Source organism: Amycolatopsis sp. NPDC059235 (genome assembly GCF_042754125.1).
GTDB lineage: Bacteria > Actinomycetota > Actinomycetes > Mycobacteriales > Pseudonocardiaceae > Amycolatopsis > Amycolatopsis albidoflava.
Map to the genome: position 1 here is coordinate 60,609 of NZ_JBHZAG010000046.1, position 14,602 is coordinate 75,210.

Below are 14,602 nucleotides of genomic sequence, written 5' to 3' on the forward strand. Positions count from 1 at the left end.
CCAGGCGGGAGACGAAGTTCTCAATCCGACGGCGGCAAAGAGTCGCGCGATCGAGCGGATGACGCGGAGGTCAGGCGCACAGGACGAACGCGGCGACGTCGCGGCCGAGCTGGCGGCCGGCGTCGTGGTCAAGCCGGGTGTGCACGCCAGCGGCGATGCGGCTCAACCCCGCTTCGTCGGCCACGTCCTGGAACGTGCTGAACCGCCGGACCACGCCCGGCAACGCCTCGGACGTGACTTCCAGCGTCCATCGCGGCCCGTACTCCTCGCGCAGGACCTGCGCGCCCGCCTGCGAGACGACGCTGTGCGCGCCGGGGTACGCCGGATCCGCCGGGGTGGTGGCGAGGCTCGACCAGTCCGGGATCGCGTCCGTCGCGGGGTTTCCGTCGTCGGCGGCGAGGCGGACCGCGGTGATCGGCCGCCAGATCCGGTAGTGGTACTTCGCTTCGTAGAACGCGATCACGGCGTCGGCGAAGGTCAGGTTCAGCTGTGCGAACACCCGGGCCGCGTCGGGCAGGCTGCTGTGCGAACCGCCGACGACCGACTGCGCGATCTCGTTCCAGTAGTTCCAGATCGGCGCCGCCCAGAACCGCGCCTGCACGGCCTGGTCCGCAGTGCGAGTAGCGCTCGTGTCCCGGCCCGTCGCGGCGACCTCGTTCAGCGCTCTCGCGTACCGGGCGCTGTCGAGCGCGGGGTACGGGCCGGGCCGGAATTGCCCGGCCCGGTCGAGCACGAATGGCGTCACGTCGGGCCAATGGGTGAACACCGCGGGCGTGAACGCGGGCGGCGTCGGCCGGTACTGCCCGGGGGCCGTTCCCGGCGTCAGCACCGGCGGGATCGCCGCGGAGCCGTCGTCCGCGCGCAGGCCGAGCAGCAACCGGGCCACCAGCCGTCCGGCTCGCACGCCGCGGTCGCGCTCGGCCGGCGGGATGCCGGTCAGCTGCCCGGTCAGCAGGGTCGCGAGTTCCGCGGACCGGGTGGGGTAGAGCGCGGCCAGGACATCGTGCGCGGCCTGCGCCGCAGCCGCTTCCGGTGCCGCGTGGCCCCGGACCTCGAGCGTGAACAGGTACGAATGCCCGTCGCCGGCGGTCGCGACGACGGCGTCGTGTATCGCCGCGTGCAGCAGCGCGAAGCTGCGCGTCGGGTGCACGGTCGCAGGTTGGAGGCCGGGCGTGCGCACGATCGCCAGCAGCTCACGGTTCCAGGCGAGGACGATGTCCGCGCCGCCCGATCGGATCGGCGTCGCCGCGGCGGCGGGCCTCGGCAGGCTGGCGGTGGCGAGCACGGCGGCGGCCGCCCCTCCGGTGACGAGCAGTTGCCGACGTGACATCGATGTGGTCATTTCGCTCCCCGGGTAGTCGGAAACTCCGCTCACAGATACGGTCTCCGGTTACGCGTAACCCCGGTTCGTATCCCTCTGGTGGTGGGAAGAAACCGGCGGGGAGAAGGCGGGCGGTGCCGGTGGCACAGCGATTCCGGCGCAGACGCGCCGAACAGGACGAGGCGGGCGCGGCGCCCCGCGCACGGCTGCACGCGGTCGGCGCGGACGTCTACCCGGACTGGGAGGCGGTCTACCGCGACAACGTCGACCGCGTGTTCCGGCTGATGTTCTCGAAGGTCGGCAACCGGCCCGACGCGGAAGACCTCACCACGGAGGTCTTCCTGACGGCGTTGCGGCCGCTGCGGGTCTCGGCGAGCGTGGGCGAGGTCCGGGCGTACCTGCTGGCCACCGCGCGGACGGTGCTGGCCGGGCACTGGCGGCGCACGCTCGGCCGGGAGATCACGGCCCTGGACGAGGAGCGCGACATCGCGGCGTTCGAAGCGGACACCGTGGACCCGGGCGTGCTCGCCCGCGCCGAGGCGATCCTCGCGCAGCTGCCCGAGCGCTACGGCCGGATCCTGCGCCTGCGGTTCCTGCAGGCCTGCTCATTGAAGGAGGCGGCGGCCGAGCTGGGCACCACCGTCGGCAACGCGAAGGTGCTGCAGCACCGCGCGTTGCGCCAGGCGGCCCAGCTGGCGGAAGGGATGGAGACGTGAGCACTCGAGGCGTCCGCCGGTTCGTCAAGGACCTCCTGCGCCGGCGCCGGCCGCGCCCGTTCGAGGCCGGCCCCGGCGACGAGGCCGAGCTGCGGACCGCGGTGCTGCTGCGCGCCGCCCGGCCCGGCGGTGCGGCGGCGGGCGAGGAGTTCGTCGCCGCGCTGCACCGACGGCTCGCCCAGGAGCTGCGCGAACCCGAGCCCGTGCGGGGCGGCAACCGGCGCCGGTTCATCCAGGTGTCCTCGGCCGCCGCGGTGGCGGCTGCGGCGGGCGCGGGCGTCGAGTACTTGGTGACGTCCGGTGCCGAACCTGCCGCCGCGCCCCCGGAAGAGAAGACCCTGCGGCCCGAGAACGGCCAGTGGCGAGCTGTTGTCGCAGCGCAGGACCTGCCCGAAGGCGGCGTGCTGGCGTTCGACTTCGGGTCCGTCGCCGGGTTCGTGCAACGCTCCGGCGGGCAGGTGCGCGCGGTTTCGGCGACGTGCACGCACCTCGGCTGCCGGCTGAACCTGGACGCGCCGGCCCGGCGGCTGAACTGCCCGTGCCACCGGACGTCGTTCGCCGTCGACGGCGCGGTCCTCACGCACCAGCTGCCGGTGACCCCGCCGCCGCTGCCGCACCTGGTGGTGCGCGAGTCCAATGGCGTCGTCGAAGTGCTGGTGCCGGGGGAGGGAGCGTAACCCTCGCGCGTATTCCTGGTATGAGGAAATCCGTTGGGGTGAAACACTTCCTGCTCATCACCGCGGGCGTGCTGGCGTTGGCGGCCTGCTCCGCTTCGCCTCCCGCCGCGCCGCCTCCGGCAGCGCCTATCACGTCGATGCCGGGAATGCCCGGGATGACGCCGCCGCCGTCGCCGAGCGCGGCCGCCAGCTCGACGGCGAATGCCGTGGCCATCAAGGACTTCGCGTTCGCTCCCGCCTCGACGACGGTGAAGAAGGGCACCACCGTCACCTGGACCAACCAGGACCAGGACGCGCACACGGTCACCAGCACGGGATCCGGCGGACCGCTGCGGTCAGCGACCCTCCAAACTGGACAGTCCTATCAGTACACATTCAGCACGCCTGGCACGTTCGAGTACCTGTGCACCATCCACCCGTTCATGACGGCGACCGTGACGGTGACCCCGTGACCGAAGACGATCACAGCCCGGAAGGGATGACCCGGCGCCAGCTCCTGCGGCACACGGCGTGGTTCGGCGCGGCCGTGGTCCTGACGGTCAGCGGCGGCGAGGTGATCAGCCGGATCGCCGCGCCGGGCGACGCCGCCGCGATCGACGACCCGAACGCGTTGCGGTTCATCCAGGTCAGCGACAGCCACCTCGGCTTCACCGGACCCGCCAACACAGCCGTCGAGTCGTCGTTTTCGGCAGCCATCGCGCAGATCAACGCGCTCGGCTACCGCCCGGACTTCGTCATGCACACCGGCGACCTGACGCATCTTTCGACGGCTGCCCAGTTCGACCAGGTCAAGCAGATGATGAGCACTCTCGACACCGGGCACGTGTCCACGGTGCCCGGCGAGCACGACTCGATCGACGACGCCGGCCAGAAGTACCGCAAGGCGTTCGGCGCGGGCACGGCGGGCGACGGCTGGTACAGCTTCGACGTCAAGGGCGTCCACTTCATCGCCCTGGTCAACACGTTGAGCCTGGAGAAACTCGGCCATCTGGGCCCGGACCAGCTGGAGTTCGTGCGCAAGGACGTCGCGAAGCTCGGCTCGGACACGCCGATCGTGGTGTTCAGCCACATCCCGCTGTTCGCGATGTACCCGACGTGGGGCTGGGGAACCGACGACGCGACCCAGGCGCTCTCGTACCTGCGGCGGTTCTCGTCGGTGACCTGCCTCAACGGGCACGTGCACCAGCTGTTCACGAAGACCGAAGGCAACATCACCTTCCACAGCGCGACGACGACCGCGTATCCGTTGCCCCAGCCGGGAACGCGGCCGGCGCCGACTCCGGTGACCCTGCCCGCGGGCAAGCTGAAGGACGCGCTCGGCATCCGCGAAGTGTCCTACCGCCCTGGCGGGCCAGGCCTGGCGGTGAAGGACGTGAAGCTGGCATGAACACCGTCCTCCGCCTCGCGACGGCGGTGTGCCTCGCGGCAAGCGGCTATCTCCACGCGCAGCTGTACGTCGGCGGCTATCGCGTGATCCCGGTGATCGGGCCGTCGTTCCTCGTTCAGGCTTCCGCGGCGTTCGCGGTCGCCGTGCTGGTGGCGGTGGGCGGCCCCTTCCTGCTGCGGCTGGCGGCGGCCGCGCTGGCGGCGGGTGCCTTGGCGGGCTTCGTGCTTTCGCGGACGACCGGGTTGTTCGGCTTTTCCGAGCGGGGTTTCCAGCCCGCGCCGGAGGCTTTGCTGAGCGTCCTGACGGAAGCCGCGGTGCTCGTCCTGGTCGCGGTTTCGCTTTACCGGGTGCGTCGATCGGTCAGGACGGCGTCGTCACCCTGATGCGGCTCATCGCTGACGGTCTCGCCTGCGCGACGCGGCGGTTACGATCTACGAGTGCCGACAATCAAGGATGTAGCACGCCTCGCGGGTGTGACCCACGCTGTGGTTTCGCGCATCCTCAACGGCGACAAGGCGTTGCGGGTCCGGTCCGAGACCCGCGAGCGCGTGCTGGCAGCCGCCGCGGAGCTGGATTACATCCCGCATCACGCGGCGAAGGCGCTTCGCGAGTCTCGTGCCGGTGCGATCGGGCTGGCGGTGCACGACGTGAGCAACCCGGTGTACAGCGAGGTCATCAAGGGCGCGCAGGAAGCCATCAACCGGCACCGTTCGGTGCTCATGCTGGCCGACGCCGCCGAGCTGCACCGCGACGCGGCGACCTTCCGACGGTTTGTCGCGAGCGATGCGATCGACGCCCTCCTGCTGCTGCCCGCGGGCGACGATTCCGACGCCGCGATCGCTCGTGCCGCCGCGGCGCGCATCCCGACGGTTCTGGTCAACGAGCGTTCCGCCGATTACCAAAGCGTGAGCGCGGACGAACACGCCGCCGGAATGCTCGCGGTGCGGCACCTGGCAGACCTGGGACACCGGGAGATCGGCCTGCTGCACCTGGACGGGTCGACCCAGCGCGGCGCGGACCGGGTCGACGGGCATGTCGCCGGGCTGCGGGAGCTGGGCCTCGAACTGGACGACCGCTGGGTCGGGGACGGCGGCCACGAGCCCGAGGCCGGACGCCGTGCGCTGCTCCGCCTCGCGGAAGGCGGCCCGCTGCCGTCGAGCATCGTCGTGCACAGCGTGCAAGCCGCGGTGGGCGCGCTGATCGCGGCACGGGAACTCGGCATCGAGGTGCCGGGGGAGCTGTCGATCGTCGGATTCCACGACATGCCTTACGCCGCCTACCTCGAGCCGGCACTGACCGTCGTCCGGATGGGGTTGCGCGAGATGGGCGCGGTCGCGGTCGAGACGGCGATGCAACTGCTCGACGGCCAGACGGTGGACAAGCAGGTCAAGGTGACCGAGCCGGAGCCGAGGATCGTCGCTCGCGACTCCACGACACCGCCGCGTACGTCCAGTTCAAGAGACGGTTCTCCCGCTCGCTGACGGCGGCCGCGAAGCCCCGCCATTCGCCACGAGGGTCCAAAGCTGCCTCTTTGACACAGTCTCTTTGACACGGTGGTAACACGTGTTACCGTCGCCTTGTTCGTGCTCCCGGTGCGCTCGCCGGACCGTTCCCCACACGTCAAGGAAGACGCCTCATGCCGACCTCACCCAGCAGCAGGCCGCGGATCGTCGCGGCCGCCGTCGCCGGAAACTTCGTCGAGTGGTACGACTTCGCGATCTACGGGTATTTCTCCGCCGTTCTGGCGAAGGTCTTCTTCCCGCAGAGCGAAGGGTTCGTGGGCTTGCTCGCGACCTTGGCGATCTTCGCCGCCGCGTTCGTCCTGCGGCCGGTGGGGGCGCTGGTGTTCGGGCACCTCGGGGACCGGCACGGCAGGCGCTGGGTCCTGTCGGTCGTCATCTTGATGATGGCGGTCGCCACCGCGTTGATCGGCGTCCTGCCCACCTACGACCAGGTCGGGGCGCTGGCGCCGATCGCGCTCACCGTGCTCCGGCTCGTGCAGGGGTTCTCCGCGGGCGGCGAGTTCGGGGGAGCGGCGTCCCTGCTGTTCGAGTCCGCCGACCGGCGGCGCCGGGGGTTGATGGGTTCGGCGCAGCCCGCGAGCATCGTGGCCGCACTGGCGGTTTCCGCAGGTCTGGGCACCGCGCTCACCTCAGTGATGAGCGAAGAGTTCCTGCACGGCTTCGGGTGGCGGATCCCGTTCTTGCTTTCGCTGCCGCTCGGCCTCGCGGGGTGGTACATCCGGCGGCGGATCGACGAGTCGCCTGCCTTCACCGAGCTTCAGGCGACCGGCACGCTGGAGGAGGCTCCGATCAAGGAGGTCTTCCGCTCGAGCTGGCGCATGATCATCGCGGGCACGGCGGCGATCGTGTCGTGGACGGCGGGCGGCTACGTCACGCTCCAGTTCCTGCCGACGTTCTTTGAGGGCGTCCTGAAGCGGCCAATCAGTCAGGGCCTGACCGCGTCGCTGGTCGGCCTCAGCGCGTACGCGGCGTTCGTCGTGCTCGGCGGCTGGTTGTCGGACAAGTTCGCGCGCTGGAAGGTCATGCTGGCAGGCGCGCTCTTGCTCGCCGTCGTGGCGGTCCCCGGCTACCAGTTGCTCATCGCGGGATCGACCGTCGCGATCGGCGCCGCGGTGCTGTTGTTCGCCGCGTCGCTCGGTCTGGTGGCCGGTCCGACGCCCGCGCTCTTGGCGGAACTCGCCCCGGGCAGCGTGCGGACCTCGTTCCTCAGCATCGTCTACGCGGTGGCGAACGCGGCGTTCGGCGGCGTCGCGCCCTACATCGTGGTGGCGCTCGTGTCGTCCACCGGGTCGCTCCTCGCACCCGCGTACTACCTGGTCGTGCTGCAGGTCGTGGCGATCGCCGGCCTGGTCGCCGTCGGCATCCACCAGCGCGGCCGGGCGCGCGATCCGGAGCCGCGGGCAGCGCGCCCGGCCAGCCCCGTCCATCACGACTGACAGGAGAAACCAGGCCATGACGCGCCTACGGGGGCTCACGTGGGATCACCCCCGCGCCATCGACCCCATCGTCCGCACGTCCGCGGAATACGAATCCCGCACGGGCATCTCGGTCGAGTGGACCGCGCGGACGCTCGAGGAGTTCGAGGACGTCCCGCTCGACGAACTGGCGGACGAGTTCGACATCCTGGCGATCGACCATCCGCACGTGGGAAACGCCGTGCGCGCCGGCGCTCTCGCACCGTTGCCGTCGGAGATCCTCGAGGAGCGGGCGGCGGCCTACGTCGGGCCGAGTCTTCGCAGCTATGTCTGGGAGAACCAGCTCATGGCCCTGCCGGTCGACGCGGCTTGCATGGTGAGTGCGGCCAGGGCCGGGACCGAACTCCCGCGCACGTGGCAGGACGTCGTCGAGCACCTGGCCGCGCTCGGACCCGCTCGCACTCTGCTCGCCGGGAATCCCACGCATCTGTGGGGCACTCTGCTGTCGATGTGCGAAGCCGTCTGTCCGGGCGACTTGCCCGGCTGGTGGGGTGACGACGGGCTGGACGTCGACACCGCGTTAGCGGCATTGGCATTGCTGCGCGAGGTGCTGGCGCTGCTGCCCGAGAGGTCGTTCGACGCGAACCCGATCCAGGTGCTCGACGAACTCGCAGGCGCCGGGCCCGCGCTGTACACGCCGCTGGTTTTCGGCTACAGCACTTACGCACTCGACCGGCGCGTCGTGTTCTCGGACGCGCCGGTCGCGGCCGGGAGGACGGCAACGGGGTCGCTCACCGGCGGGGTGGGCCTCGCCGTGTCAGCACGATCGGCCCGGCCGCAGGAAGCGGCGGATTTCGTTGTTTTCGCCACGTCCCCGGAAGTGCAGGCTGGGACTTACCTGGCTGCGGGCGGCCAGCCCGCCGCAGCTCGTGCCTGGCACGACCCGCTCGCCGGAGGATTCTTCAGCAGCACGCTTTCGACCATGCAGCAGTCGTTCCTCCGCCCGCGCGTTCCGGCTTACCCGCGGTACCAGCGCGTGGCGGCATCCGCGCTGCACGACATGGTCCGCGGAGGAACCGATGACGCGCGGATTGTTGTGCGCCTCAACAACTTGTGGGCCGGTGCGCATGTCGGCTGACACTCTGCCGGAGATCCTCGACCACACCTATGAGGCACACGGCGCGGCGCCCGCCCTGCTTCACGACGGACGCTGGCTGACGTTCGCCGAAACGGCCAGGCTCGCGCGAGGCCTCTACGCCCTGATCCTCGAACATGGCGCTGCCAACGGAGATCGCGTCGTCGTGCATCTCGAGAACGGTGTGACGACCCGGCTGCTCGATCAGGCGCTGCTCGGATTCGGCCTGGTCCGGGTCGCCGTCTCCGCGCGGCTCCATGTCCGGGAGGTCGCCGCGATCTGCCTCGACGCACAGGCGGCCGTCGTGTGCGCCGACCCTGGACAAGCCGACCTGCTGCGGGCCGCCCTGCACGACGCTGGCGCCCGCACCGTCGTCGTCGGCCTGGATGCAGACCGTCCGCCCGCCGTTGGCGACGAGCAGACGACAACACCGGCACGCCCGCAAGATGACGACGTCGCAATGCTGATGTACAGCTCGGGCACCACCGGCGCACCGAAGGCCGCAGTAGTCACGCAAGGCGCCTGGGTGGCGCGAACCCGGCACTCGCTCGCGTGTCTGCCTCCAGTGACGGAGGCAGACACGGTGGTCCTCGCGGCCCCGGCGGCCCATTTCGCCGGGTCGGTCGCCCTCGACTGCTTCATCCAAGGCGCTCGGACAGTGATCGAACGGCGATTCGACGCCGGAACCGTCCTCGACCTGGTCGACCGACACGACGGAACGATCGTGCCGCTGGTGCCGGTCCTGCTGGCGCGTCTCGTCGAAGCGGCGGCAGCACGGCCTGCGAGCGGACGGCACCTCCGCTGCCTCCCGTACGGCGGCTCCGCCGTGAGCACCGACGTGCTGATCCGCGCGTCCCATCGGTTCCCAGGCGTGCTCACCCAGTTCTACGGGCTCGCCGAAGCTCTCGCGCCGCTTTCCGTGCTGACACCGGCTGATCACGACGAATCCGCCGCCGGGTCGGACTCGAGCCGCCTTGCGTCGGCGGGCAGGTTCGTCGGCGGCGTCGAGCATCGTGTGGACGACGGGGTCCTCGCGGTGCGGGGCTCTGTCGTCATGCCGGGGTACTGGCATCGGCCCGACCTCGACGCGAAGGTGCTGTCCAACGGATGGTTCTCCACCGGCGACCTGGCCCGGATCGATGACGACGGCTATCTGTACGTGATCGGGCGCAGCTCCGACGTCATCGTCTCCGGCGGGTACAACATCCAGCCGCGCGAAGTCGAACGGGTCATCGAGCGGGTCCCGGGGGTGGCCGAAGTCGCCGTGGCAGGCGTGCCGGACCCCGAGTGGGGCGAGGCGGTGCACGCGTTCGTGGTCGTCGCCGACGACGCGCTGCGGGACCCGGAAATCCTGGCGACGACCCTGCGCGAGGCGTGCGCGGGCGCCATCGCCTCGTACAAGAAGCCGCGGCACGTCCATGTGCGGAACAGCTTGCCGCGCAACCACTACGGCAAAGTCGACCGGCGGGCCCTGCGGGACTCCGTCGCGCCAGAGCCCCCGACGAAGGAGGCAGACGCATGACCCAGGCGCTCGAAGGGATCCGCATCCTCGACTTCACGCAGATGATGCTCGGCCCGTACGGGACGCAGATGCTCGCCGACCTCGGCGCGGACGTCATCAAGGTGGAGCGCCCCGAGGGGGAGTGGGAACGCTCGCTGGAGATGATGGGCGGCCTGGTCGCCGGGGAATCGGCCGCGTATCTCGCGATGAACCGCAACAAACGGTCGCTCGCACTGGATCTCAAGGACCCCGCCGCACGGGACGCGCTGCTGCGCCTCGCGGCGACGTGCGATGTCGTGGTGGAGAACTTCCGCCCCGGGGTCATGGACAAACTGGGACTGGGCTACGACGACATCCGCGCGGTGCGGCCCGACGTCGTCTACTGCTCCGGGTCGGGCTGGGGGCAGGACACGCCGTTCGCGCGCGAACGCCGTCCCGGGCAGGACCTCCTCATCCAGGCGATGTCGGGACTGGCAGCGGCCACCGGCCGGCGCGGCGACCCGCCGACGCCCGCGGGGACGGCGATCGTCGACCACGCCACCGCGCTCACGCTCGCGAACGGGATCCTCGCGGCGCTCGTCGCGCGGGAGCGGCACGGGATCGGGCAGCGCGTCGAGGTGGACCTCTACTCGACCGCCATCGCCATGCAGTGCCAGGAAATCTCGGCATTCCTCAACCAGAGCGGCGGCTACGAGCGGTCCGCGGAAGGCATCGGCCAGGCGTGGCTGTCGGCGCCGTTCGGCGTCTACGCGGCACAGGACGGCTGGATCGCGCTGGCGATGGCCCCGCTGGACGTCGTCGCGGACGTAGTGGGCGACCCGTCGCTCGCCGATCTCGACGCCTGGGCGGACCGGGACGAGGTCAAACGTCGCCTGGAGTCGCTCGTGCGCAAGGAGCCCGCCGCGCATTGGGTCCAGACTCTGGGCGCCGCAGGACTCTGGGCGGCGCGCGTGCGGACGACCGCGGAGGCCGTCGCCGAGTTGCGGGAGCAGGATTCGGACCTCCTGATCACGACCGAAGGTCCGGACGGATCCCCGATCTCGCTGATCGGATGTCCCGTCACCCTCAGCGAGACGCCGTGGCAGCTCCGCTCGGCCCCGCCACGGGCCGGCGAGCACACCGCGGAGGTGCTGCGCGAGGTGCTGACCGACGAAGAGATCGCCCGCTTCACGACCCCGGCTGCGAGGAGTGCCGCCCATGACTGACGTCCACCCCAACCTGGTCGTGCGCGACGAGGGCGCGGTCCGGATCCTGCGGATCGAGCGCGAGGACAAGCTCGGTGCCTTCTCCGGTTCGCTGATCGCGGCTCTGGGGAACGAGATCACGGCCCTGCGCGACGCCCCAGCCGTGCGCGCCGTCATCCTGACCGGAACGGGCAAGGGCTTCGTGGCGGGCGCGGACATCGGCGAGTACGGCACTTCCTCGCGCGCCGAATTCGAGGCATACCAACGACGCTCGCGAGTGGTGTTCGACGCACTGAGCGCACTGCCGCAACCGACGATCGCCGCAGTCAACGGCTACGCCTTCGGCGGCGGTTTCGAGATCGCCCTCTGCTGCGACGTCATCCTCTGCTCGGAGAGCGCCCGCTTCGGCCTGCCGGAAATCAAACTCGGCCTCATCCCCGGCGGAGGCGGTCCGCAACGACTGGCCCGCCAGGTCGGCCCGAGGTGGACGAAGGAACTGGTGCTGACCGGACGCACCGTCTACCCGGACGAGGCGCTCGCGCGCGGGGTCGTCGCGAAGGTCGTCGCCGCAGACCACCTGCCCGCCGCTGCGCTGGAACTCGCCACGACGCTTGCGCTCCTGCCTGCCGAGGCCGCCCGCGCGGCGAAACAACGCATCGACGAGGGGGCGGAGCAGGATCTGGAGACGGCGCTCGCCGAGGACCAATCAGCGCTGGGCAGGTTGTTCGACACTCCGGACGCGAGGGAGGGCATCGACGCGTTCATCCAGAAACGCCCGCCTGCGTTCGGACGTTTCTGACCCTGTCGGGCTGGCTCGTCGTCCGCTTCGGAGTGTCCACTGTGGAATATCGAGCGGGCTGGGGAACGGCTGGTCAGCGCCACAGGGCTGCCGCGGCGCGGGCATAGTCGGCGAAGGAGACCGGCGGCCGTCCGGTGATCCGCTGGACGTCGTCGGTCACGTCGGCGGCCCAGTCGTTGCGGATGCCTTCGTACATGGCGGCGTAGAAGTCCGCGACCTGACCGGGAGTGCCTCCGCCGAGCAGGGCTTCGCGGAACTCGGCCGGGTCCATCGCCTGGTACCGCACCGGTTTTCCCGCGGCCTCGGCCACGATCGCGGCCATGTCCGAAAAGGACAGCGAATGGGGTCCGGTCAGGGAGTAGGTCTGGTGCTGATGTCCGCCCTGGGTCAGCGCGGCCGCGGCGACGGCGGCGATGTCCTCGACGGAGATCGGCGCCACCCGGCCCTCGCCCGCGGGAACCGAGACGACGCCGGTGCGGATGCCCTGCAGGATCGCGGGGTGTTCGGAGAAGTTCTCGGCGAAGACGTTGGGACGCAGGATCGTCGCGGGCACCGGCCCGGTTTCGAGGAAGCGCTCGACCCCGTGCGTCGGGAAGCATTCTCCGGACAGATGCGCCGTCATGTTCGACAGGTGAACGACGCGGCGAACCCCGGCGCTCTTGGCGTCGTCCAGCAGCGCCGCGACCTCTGCCGTGGTGTCGGGGCGGATCGGGAACCACTGGTAGATCGCGTCCACGCCTTCCAGGGCGGGCTGGTAGGTCGCCGGGTCGCTCCAGTCGAAGCGGACCGGCGTCACCGAACCCTCCGGTCTCCCCGGCGTCCGGCTCGCCGCCCGGATCGCGTGTCCCCGTTCGGCCAGCAAGGACACCACGCGGCGCCCGGTGCGGCCGGTCGCGCCGAGAACAAGAACTGTGGTTGGCACGCGCTCCTCGCAAGGTAAGGTCGAATCGGCAACCACATCACCGTATGAATGGGTCATCGACGCACGCCATGACAGTTCTCGCCAGATTCATATCCGATCGGCGCCGTGCCGGAGCGAATCGGGTATGACGGTGAAGGCGGTCGGCCGTGAGCGCGACCATGTGGCCGAGGTCGTGGGCGACATCGTCGCCGCCCTCCGGCGCGGCGGCGTCGTCTACGGCAGGGCGCTGCTGCGTGCGCCCTGGGGCATCGCGTTCGAGTCGCGGTCGATCGCCACCATCTACGTCGTGATCGCCGGTTCCTGCGTGCTGGTCCCCGACGGCGGCCAGGCGCTGCATCTCGCCCAAGGGGACGTCGCGTTGCTTCCGTCCGGCGCCGGACACGTTGCCGCCGACACCCCAGGCCAGCCGGCTCCTACCGTGCGAGAACTGTTCGGCGCCGACCTGGAGGAACTGTCGGCCACCGACCTCGTCATCGAGGGCGACGGCCCCGAGACCGTCCTGGTCTGCGGCGCGTACCTGCTCGAACCGGCGCCGCAGCACCCGTTCATCGCCTCGTTGCCCGACGTCGTGCACGTGACAGCGAGCCAGATGCGCGGCACCTGCCTCGCCGCCGCCGTCCACCTGCTCACCACCGAGGTCGACCAGGCCGGCCGCGGCACGCCCGCCGTGGTGGCCTCGCTGCTCGACCTGCTGTTCACCTACACCCTGAGGTCCTGGTTTCTCGGCCAGCCCGACCAGCTGGTCGGATGGGCCCACGCCCTCCACGACCCCGCAGTCGGCCCCGCACTCGCGCTCTTGCACGACGACCCCGGCAAACCCTGGACCGTCGAGGCGCTCGCGCACGCCGTCGGCTTCCCGCGTGCCCGGTTCAGCCGCCGATTCACGTCGACGACCGGCCACACCCCCATGGAGTACCTCGGCATCTGGCGGATGACCGTGGCCGCGCGGCTGCTGCGCGAGGGCCAAGCACCCCTGCGCCAGATCGCCCGGAAGGTCGGGTACGACTCGGAATTCGCCTTCGCGCGCGCTTTCAAGCGGGTCGTGGGTCATGCTCCTGGTCGCTATCGCGCGATGCACCGCCGCAGTGAGGGCGCGGCTGATCCGCGGCAATGACTCGTGGTCGGGCGGCGGTCCGGTGCCGCAGCCGGTGCTGGGGCGACGACGGCGCCGGCTGCTCCGCCGAAATTCCGCTCTGGTCGCGTTTCGGGCGCATCACGGGGGTGCTTTCTTGTGATCAATGTCCGGCTGCTGCTCCCAGCGAACAGGTTAGGCGGCGTCATTGCCGTTCGCCTGGGTCGCCGCATTGCCGACTTCAGCCACTGTCAATTCCACTCCGAAGAACTCCGCTGTCTCCGGAATAGGGGCGATTTCGTTCGATCGTTCGCCAGTACCCATTTCTCCGGGCAGGCATGCCGGGACAACCGGCGGGTGCGCCGCGTTCCGGCACGCCTGATTTCTTCGCGACCCGGACACCGGTCAGCTAGCCGATGACCGCCCATCTCTGTTCGGCGGCTCGCGGACGGCAGGAGGCCTGCACCGCGGCGTCGCCGTCCTCGTCAGGGTGCCGGAGTGCGAGGCACTTGCCGCTGAGCTGGTTGCGAAGCGTCCCGTCTCCCGGCGCGAACCAGCGTTGGTCGGCTGACTCCGGATGGCAGGAGGCTTGGAACGTTCTGGGGTCCTCGTCAACGGCGTGCCGGATCGCGAGGCACTTGCCGCTGAACTTGTTCACCAGCGTCAGGTCGTTCTGGTAGGTCCAGTACTGGTCGCTGAACTCCGCATGGCACGGGGACTGGAACACCAGGGCGCCTTCCTCGCTGGTGTGCCAGATCGCGAGGCACATCCCGCTGGAATCGTTCCGGAGCCGAGTCGGGCCGACAGTGTGCGGCGACAGCCCTGACGTGGCCGTGCTGGCGGCGGGGGGCCGGGGCCAACCCCCGGCGGCGGGGCCCGCCGCCCCCACCCCCCCAAAAAATGGCCACACGGAGAGGTTGAAGTAAATACCCAACAGTGGAGTATAAAAA

The 14,602-nt window shown here is 70.4% G+C and carries 15 protein-coding genes; 12 read left to right on the plus strand and 3 right to left on the minus strand.

Annotated elements, in window-relative coordinates:
• Positions 1 to 70: 70 nt before the first annotated feature.
• The gene (locus ACFXI3_RS26990) at positions 71 to 1,342 is read right to left on the minus strand and encodes a vanadium-dependent haloperoxidase (protein WP_378403137.1); all 1,272 of its coding nucleotides are present in this window, start codon (positions 1,340 to 1,342) and stop codon (positions 71 to 73) included.
• Positions 1,343 to 1,455: 113 nt separating this feature from the next.
• On the opposite strand from ACFXI3_RS26990, the gene ACFXI3_RS26995 reads away from it, so the two are divergent.
• The 11 genes from ACFXI3_RS26995 (at position 1,456) to ACFXI3_RS27045 (ending at position 11,658) form a co-directional block, all read left to right on the plus strand.
• Positions 1,456 to 2,037 carry an RNA polymerase sigma factor gene (locus ACFXI3_RS26995; RefSeq protein ID WP_354742221.1) on the plus strand — a complete coding sequence of 194 codons (582 nt, stop codon included), beginning with the start codon at positions 1,456 to 1,458 and terminating at the stop codon, positions 2,035 to 2,037.
• The gene (locus ACFXI3_RS27000; RefSeq protein WP_378403139.1) at positions 2,034 to 2,714 is read left to right on the plus strand and encodes a ubiquinol-cytochrome c reductase iron-sulfur subunit; all 681 of its coding nucleotides are present in this window, start codon (positions 2,034 to 2,036) and stop codon (positions 2,712 to 2,714) included. The genes ACFXI3_RS26995 and ACFXI3_RS27000 overlap by 4 nt, the downstream gene beginning before the upstream one ends.
• A gap of 38 nt (positions 2,715 to 2,752) precedes the next feature.
• Positions 2,753 to 3,166 carry a cupredoxin domain-containing protein gene (locus ACFXI3_RS27005; protein WP_378403141.1) on the plus strand — a complete coding sequence of 138 codons (414 nt, stop codon included), beginning with the start codon at positions 2,753 to 2,755 and terminating at the stop codon, positions 3,164 to 3,166.
• Positions 3,163 to 4,101, plus strand: coding sequence for a metallophosphoesterase family protein (locus ACFXI3_RS27010; RefSeq protein ID WP_378403143.1), 939 nt, complete (start codon positions 3,163 to 3,165; stop codon positions 4,099 to 4,101). The genes ACFXI3_RS27005 and ACFXI3_RS27010 overlap by 4 nt, the downstream gene beginning before the upstream one ends.
• Positions 4,098 to 4,484, plus strand: coding sequence for a hypothetical protein (locus ACFXI3_RS27015; RefSeq protein WP_378403145.1), 387 nt, complete (start codon positions 4,098 to 4,100; stop codon positions 4,482 to 4,484). The genes ACFXI3_RS27010 and ACFXI3_RS27015 overlap by 4 nt, the downstream gene beginning before the upstream one ends.
• A 54-nt stretch (positions 4,485 to 4,538) precedes the next feature.
• Positions 4,539 to 5,582 carry a LacI family DNA-binding transcriptional regulator gene (locus ACFXI3_RS27020; protein WP_378403147.1) on the plus strand — a complete coding sequence of 348 codons (1,044 nt, stop codon included), beginning with the start codon at positions 4,539 to 4,541 and terminating at the stop codon, positions 5,580 to 5,582.
• A 155-nt stretch (positions 5,583 to 5,737) separates the two neighbouring features.
• Positions 5,738 to 7,060, plus strand: a complete 1,323-nt coding sequence (locus tag ACFXI3_RS27025) for an MFS transporter (protein WP_344275283.1) — start codon at positions 5,738 to 5,740, stop codon at positions 7,058 to 7,060.
• Positions 7,061 to 7,076: 16 nt separating this feature from the next.
• On the plus strand, positions 7,077 to 8,177 hold the full coding sequence (locus tag ACFXI3_RS27030; RefSeq protein ID WP_378403149.1) for an extracellular solute-binding protein: 1,101 nt from the start codon (positions 7,077 to 7,079) through the stop codon (positions 8,175 to 8,177).
• Complete coding sequence (locus ACFXI3_RS27035) at positions 8,167 to 9,696, plus strand: class I adenylate-forming enzyme family protein (protein ID WP_378403151.1); 1,530 nt, start codon at positions 8,167 to 8,169, stop codon at positions 9,694 to 9,696. Before ACFXI3_RS27030 ends, ACFXI3_RS27035 begins: the two co-directional genes overlap by 11 nt.
• Entirely contained in the window at positions 9,693 to 10,880 is a 1,188-nt protein-coding gene (locus ACFXI3_RS27040) for a CaiB/BaiF CoA transferase family protein (protein ID WP_378403153.1), read from the plus strand. The genes ACFXI3_RS27035 and ACFXI3_RS27040 overlap by 4 nt, the downstream gene beginning before the upstream one ends.
• Positions 10,873 to 11,658 carry an enoyl-CoA hydratase/isomerase family protein gene (locus ACFXI3_RS27045; protein WP_378403154.1) on the plus strand — a complete coding sequence of 262 codons (786 nt, stop codon included), beginning with the start codon at positions 10,873 to 10,875 and terminating at the stop codon, positions 11,656 to 11,658. Before ACFXI3_RS27040 ends, ACFXI3_RS27045 begins: the two co-directional genes overlap by 8 nt.
• A 73-nt stretch (positions 11,659 to 11,731) precedes the next feature.
• Here ACFXI3_RS27045 and ACFXI3_RS27050 read toward each other — a convergent pair whose 3' ends face one another.
• Complete coding sequence (locus tag ACFXI3_RS27050) at positions 11,732 to 12,580, minus strand: NmrA family NAD(P)-binding protein (protein WP_344275269.1); 849 nt, start codon at positions 12,578 to 12,580, stop codon at positions 11,732 to 11,734.
• Positions 12,581 to 12,704: 124 nt separating this feature from the next.
• On the opposite strand from ACFXI3_RS27050, the gene ACFXI3_RS27055 reads away from it, so the two are divergent.
• Positions 12,705 to 13,694: an AraC family transcriptional regulator gene (locus ACFXI3_RS27055; protein WP_378403156.1), complete on the plus strand. Its 990-nt coding sequence runs from the start codon at positions 12,705 to 12,707 to the stop codon at positions 13,692 to 13,694.
• Between the two features lie 367 nt (positions 13,695 to 14,061).
• Here ACFXI3_RS27055 and ACFXI3_RS27060 read toward each other — a convergent pair whose 3' ends face one another.
• Positions 14,062 to 14,562: an RICIN domain-containing protein gene (locus tag ACFXI3_RS27060; RefSeq protein WP_378403162.1), complete on the minus strand. Its 501-nt coding sequence runs from the start codon at positions 14,560 to 14,562 to the stop codon at positions 14,062 to 14,064.
• Positions 14,563 to 14,602 lie beyond the last annotated feature (40 nt).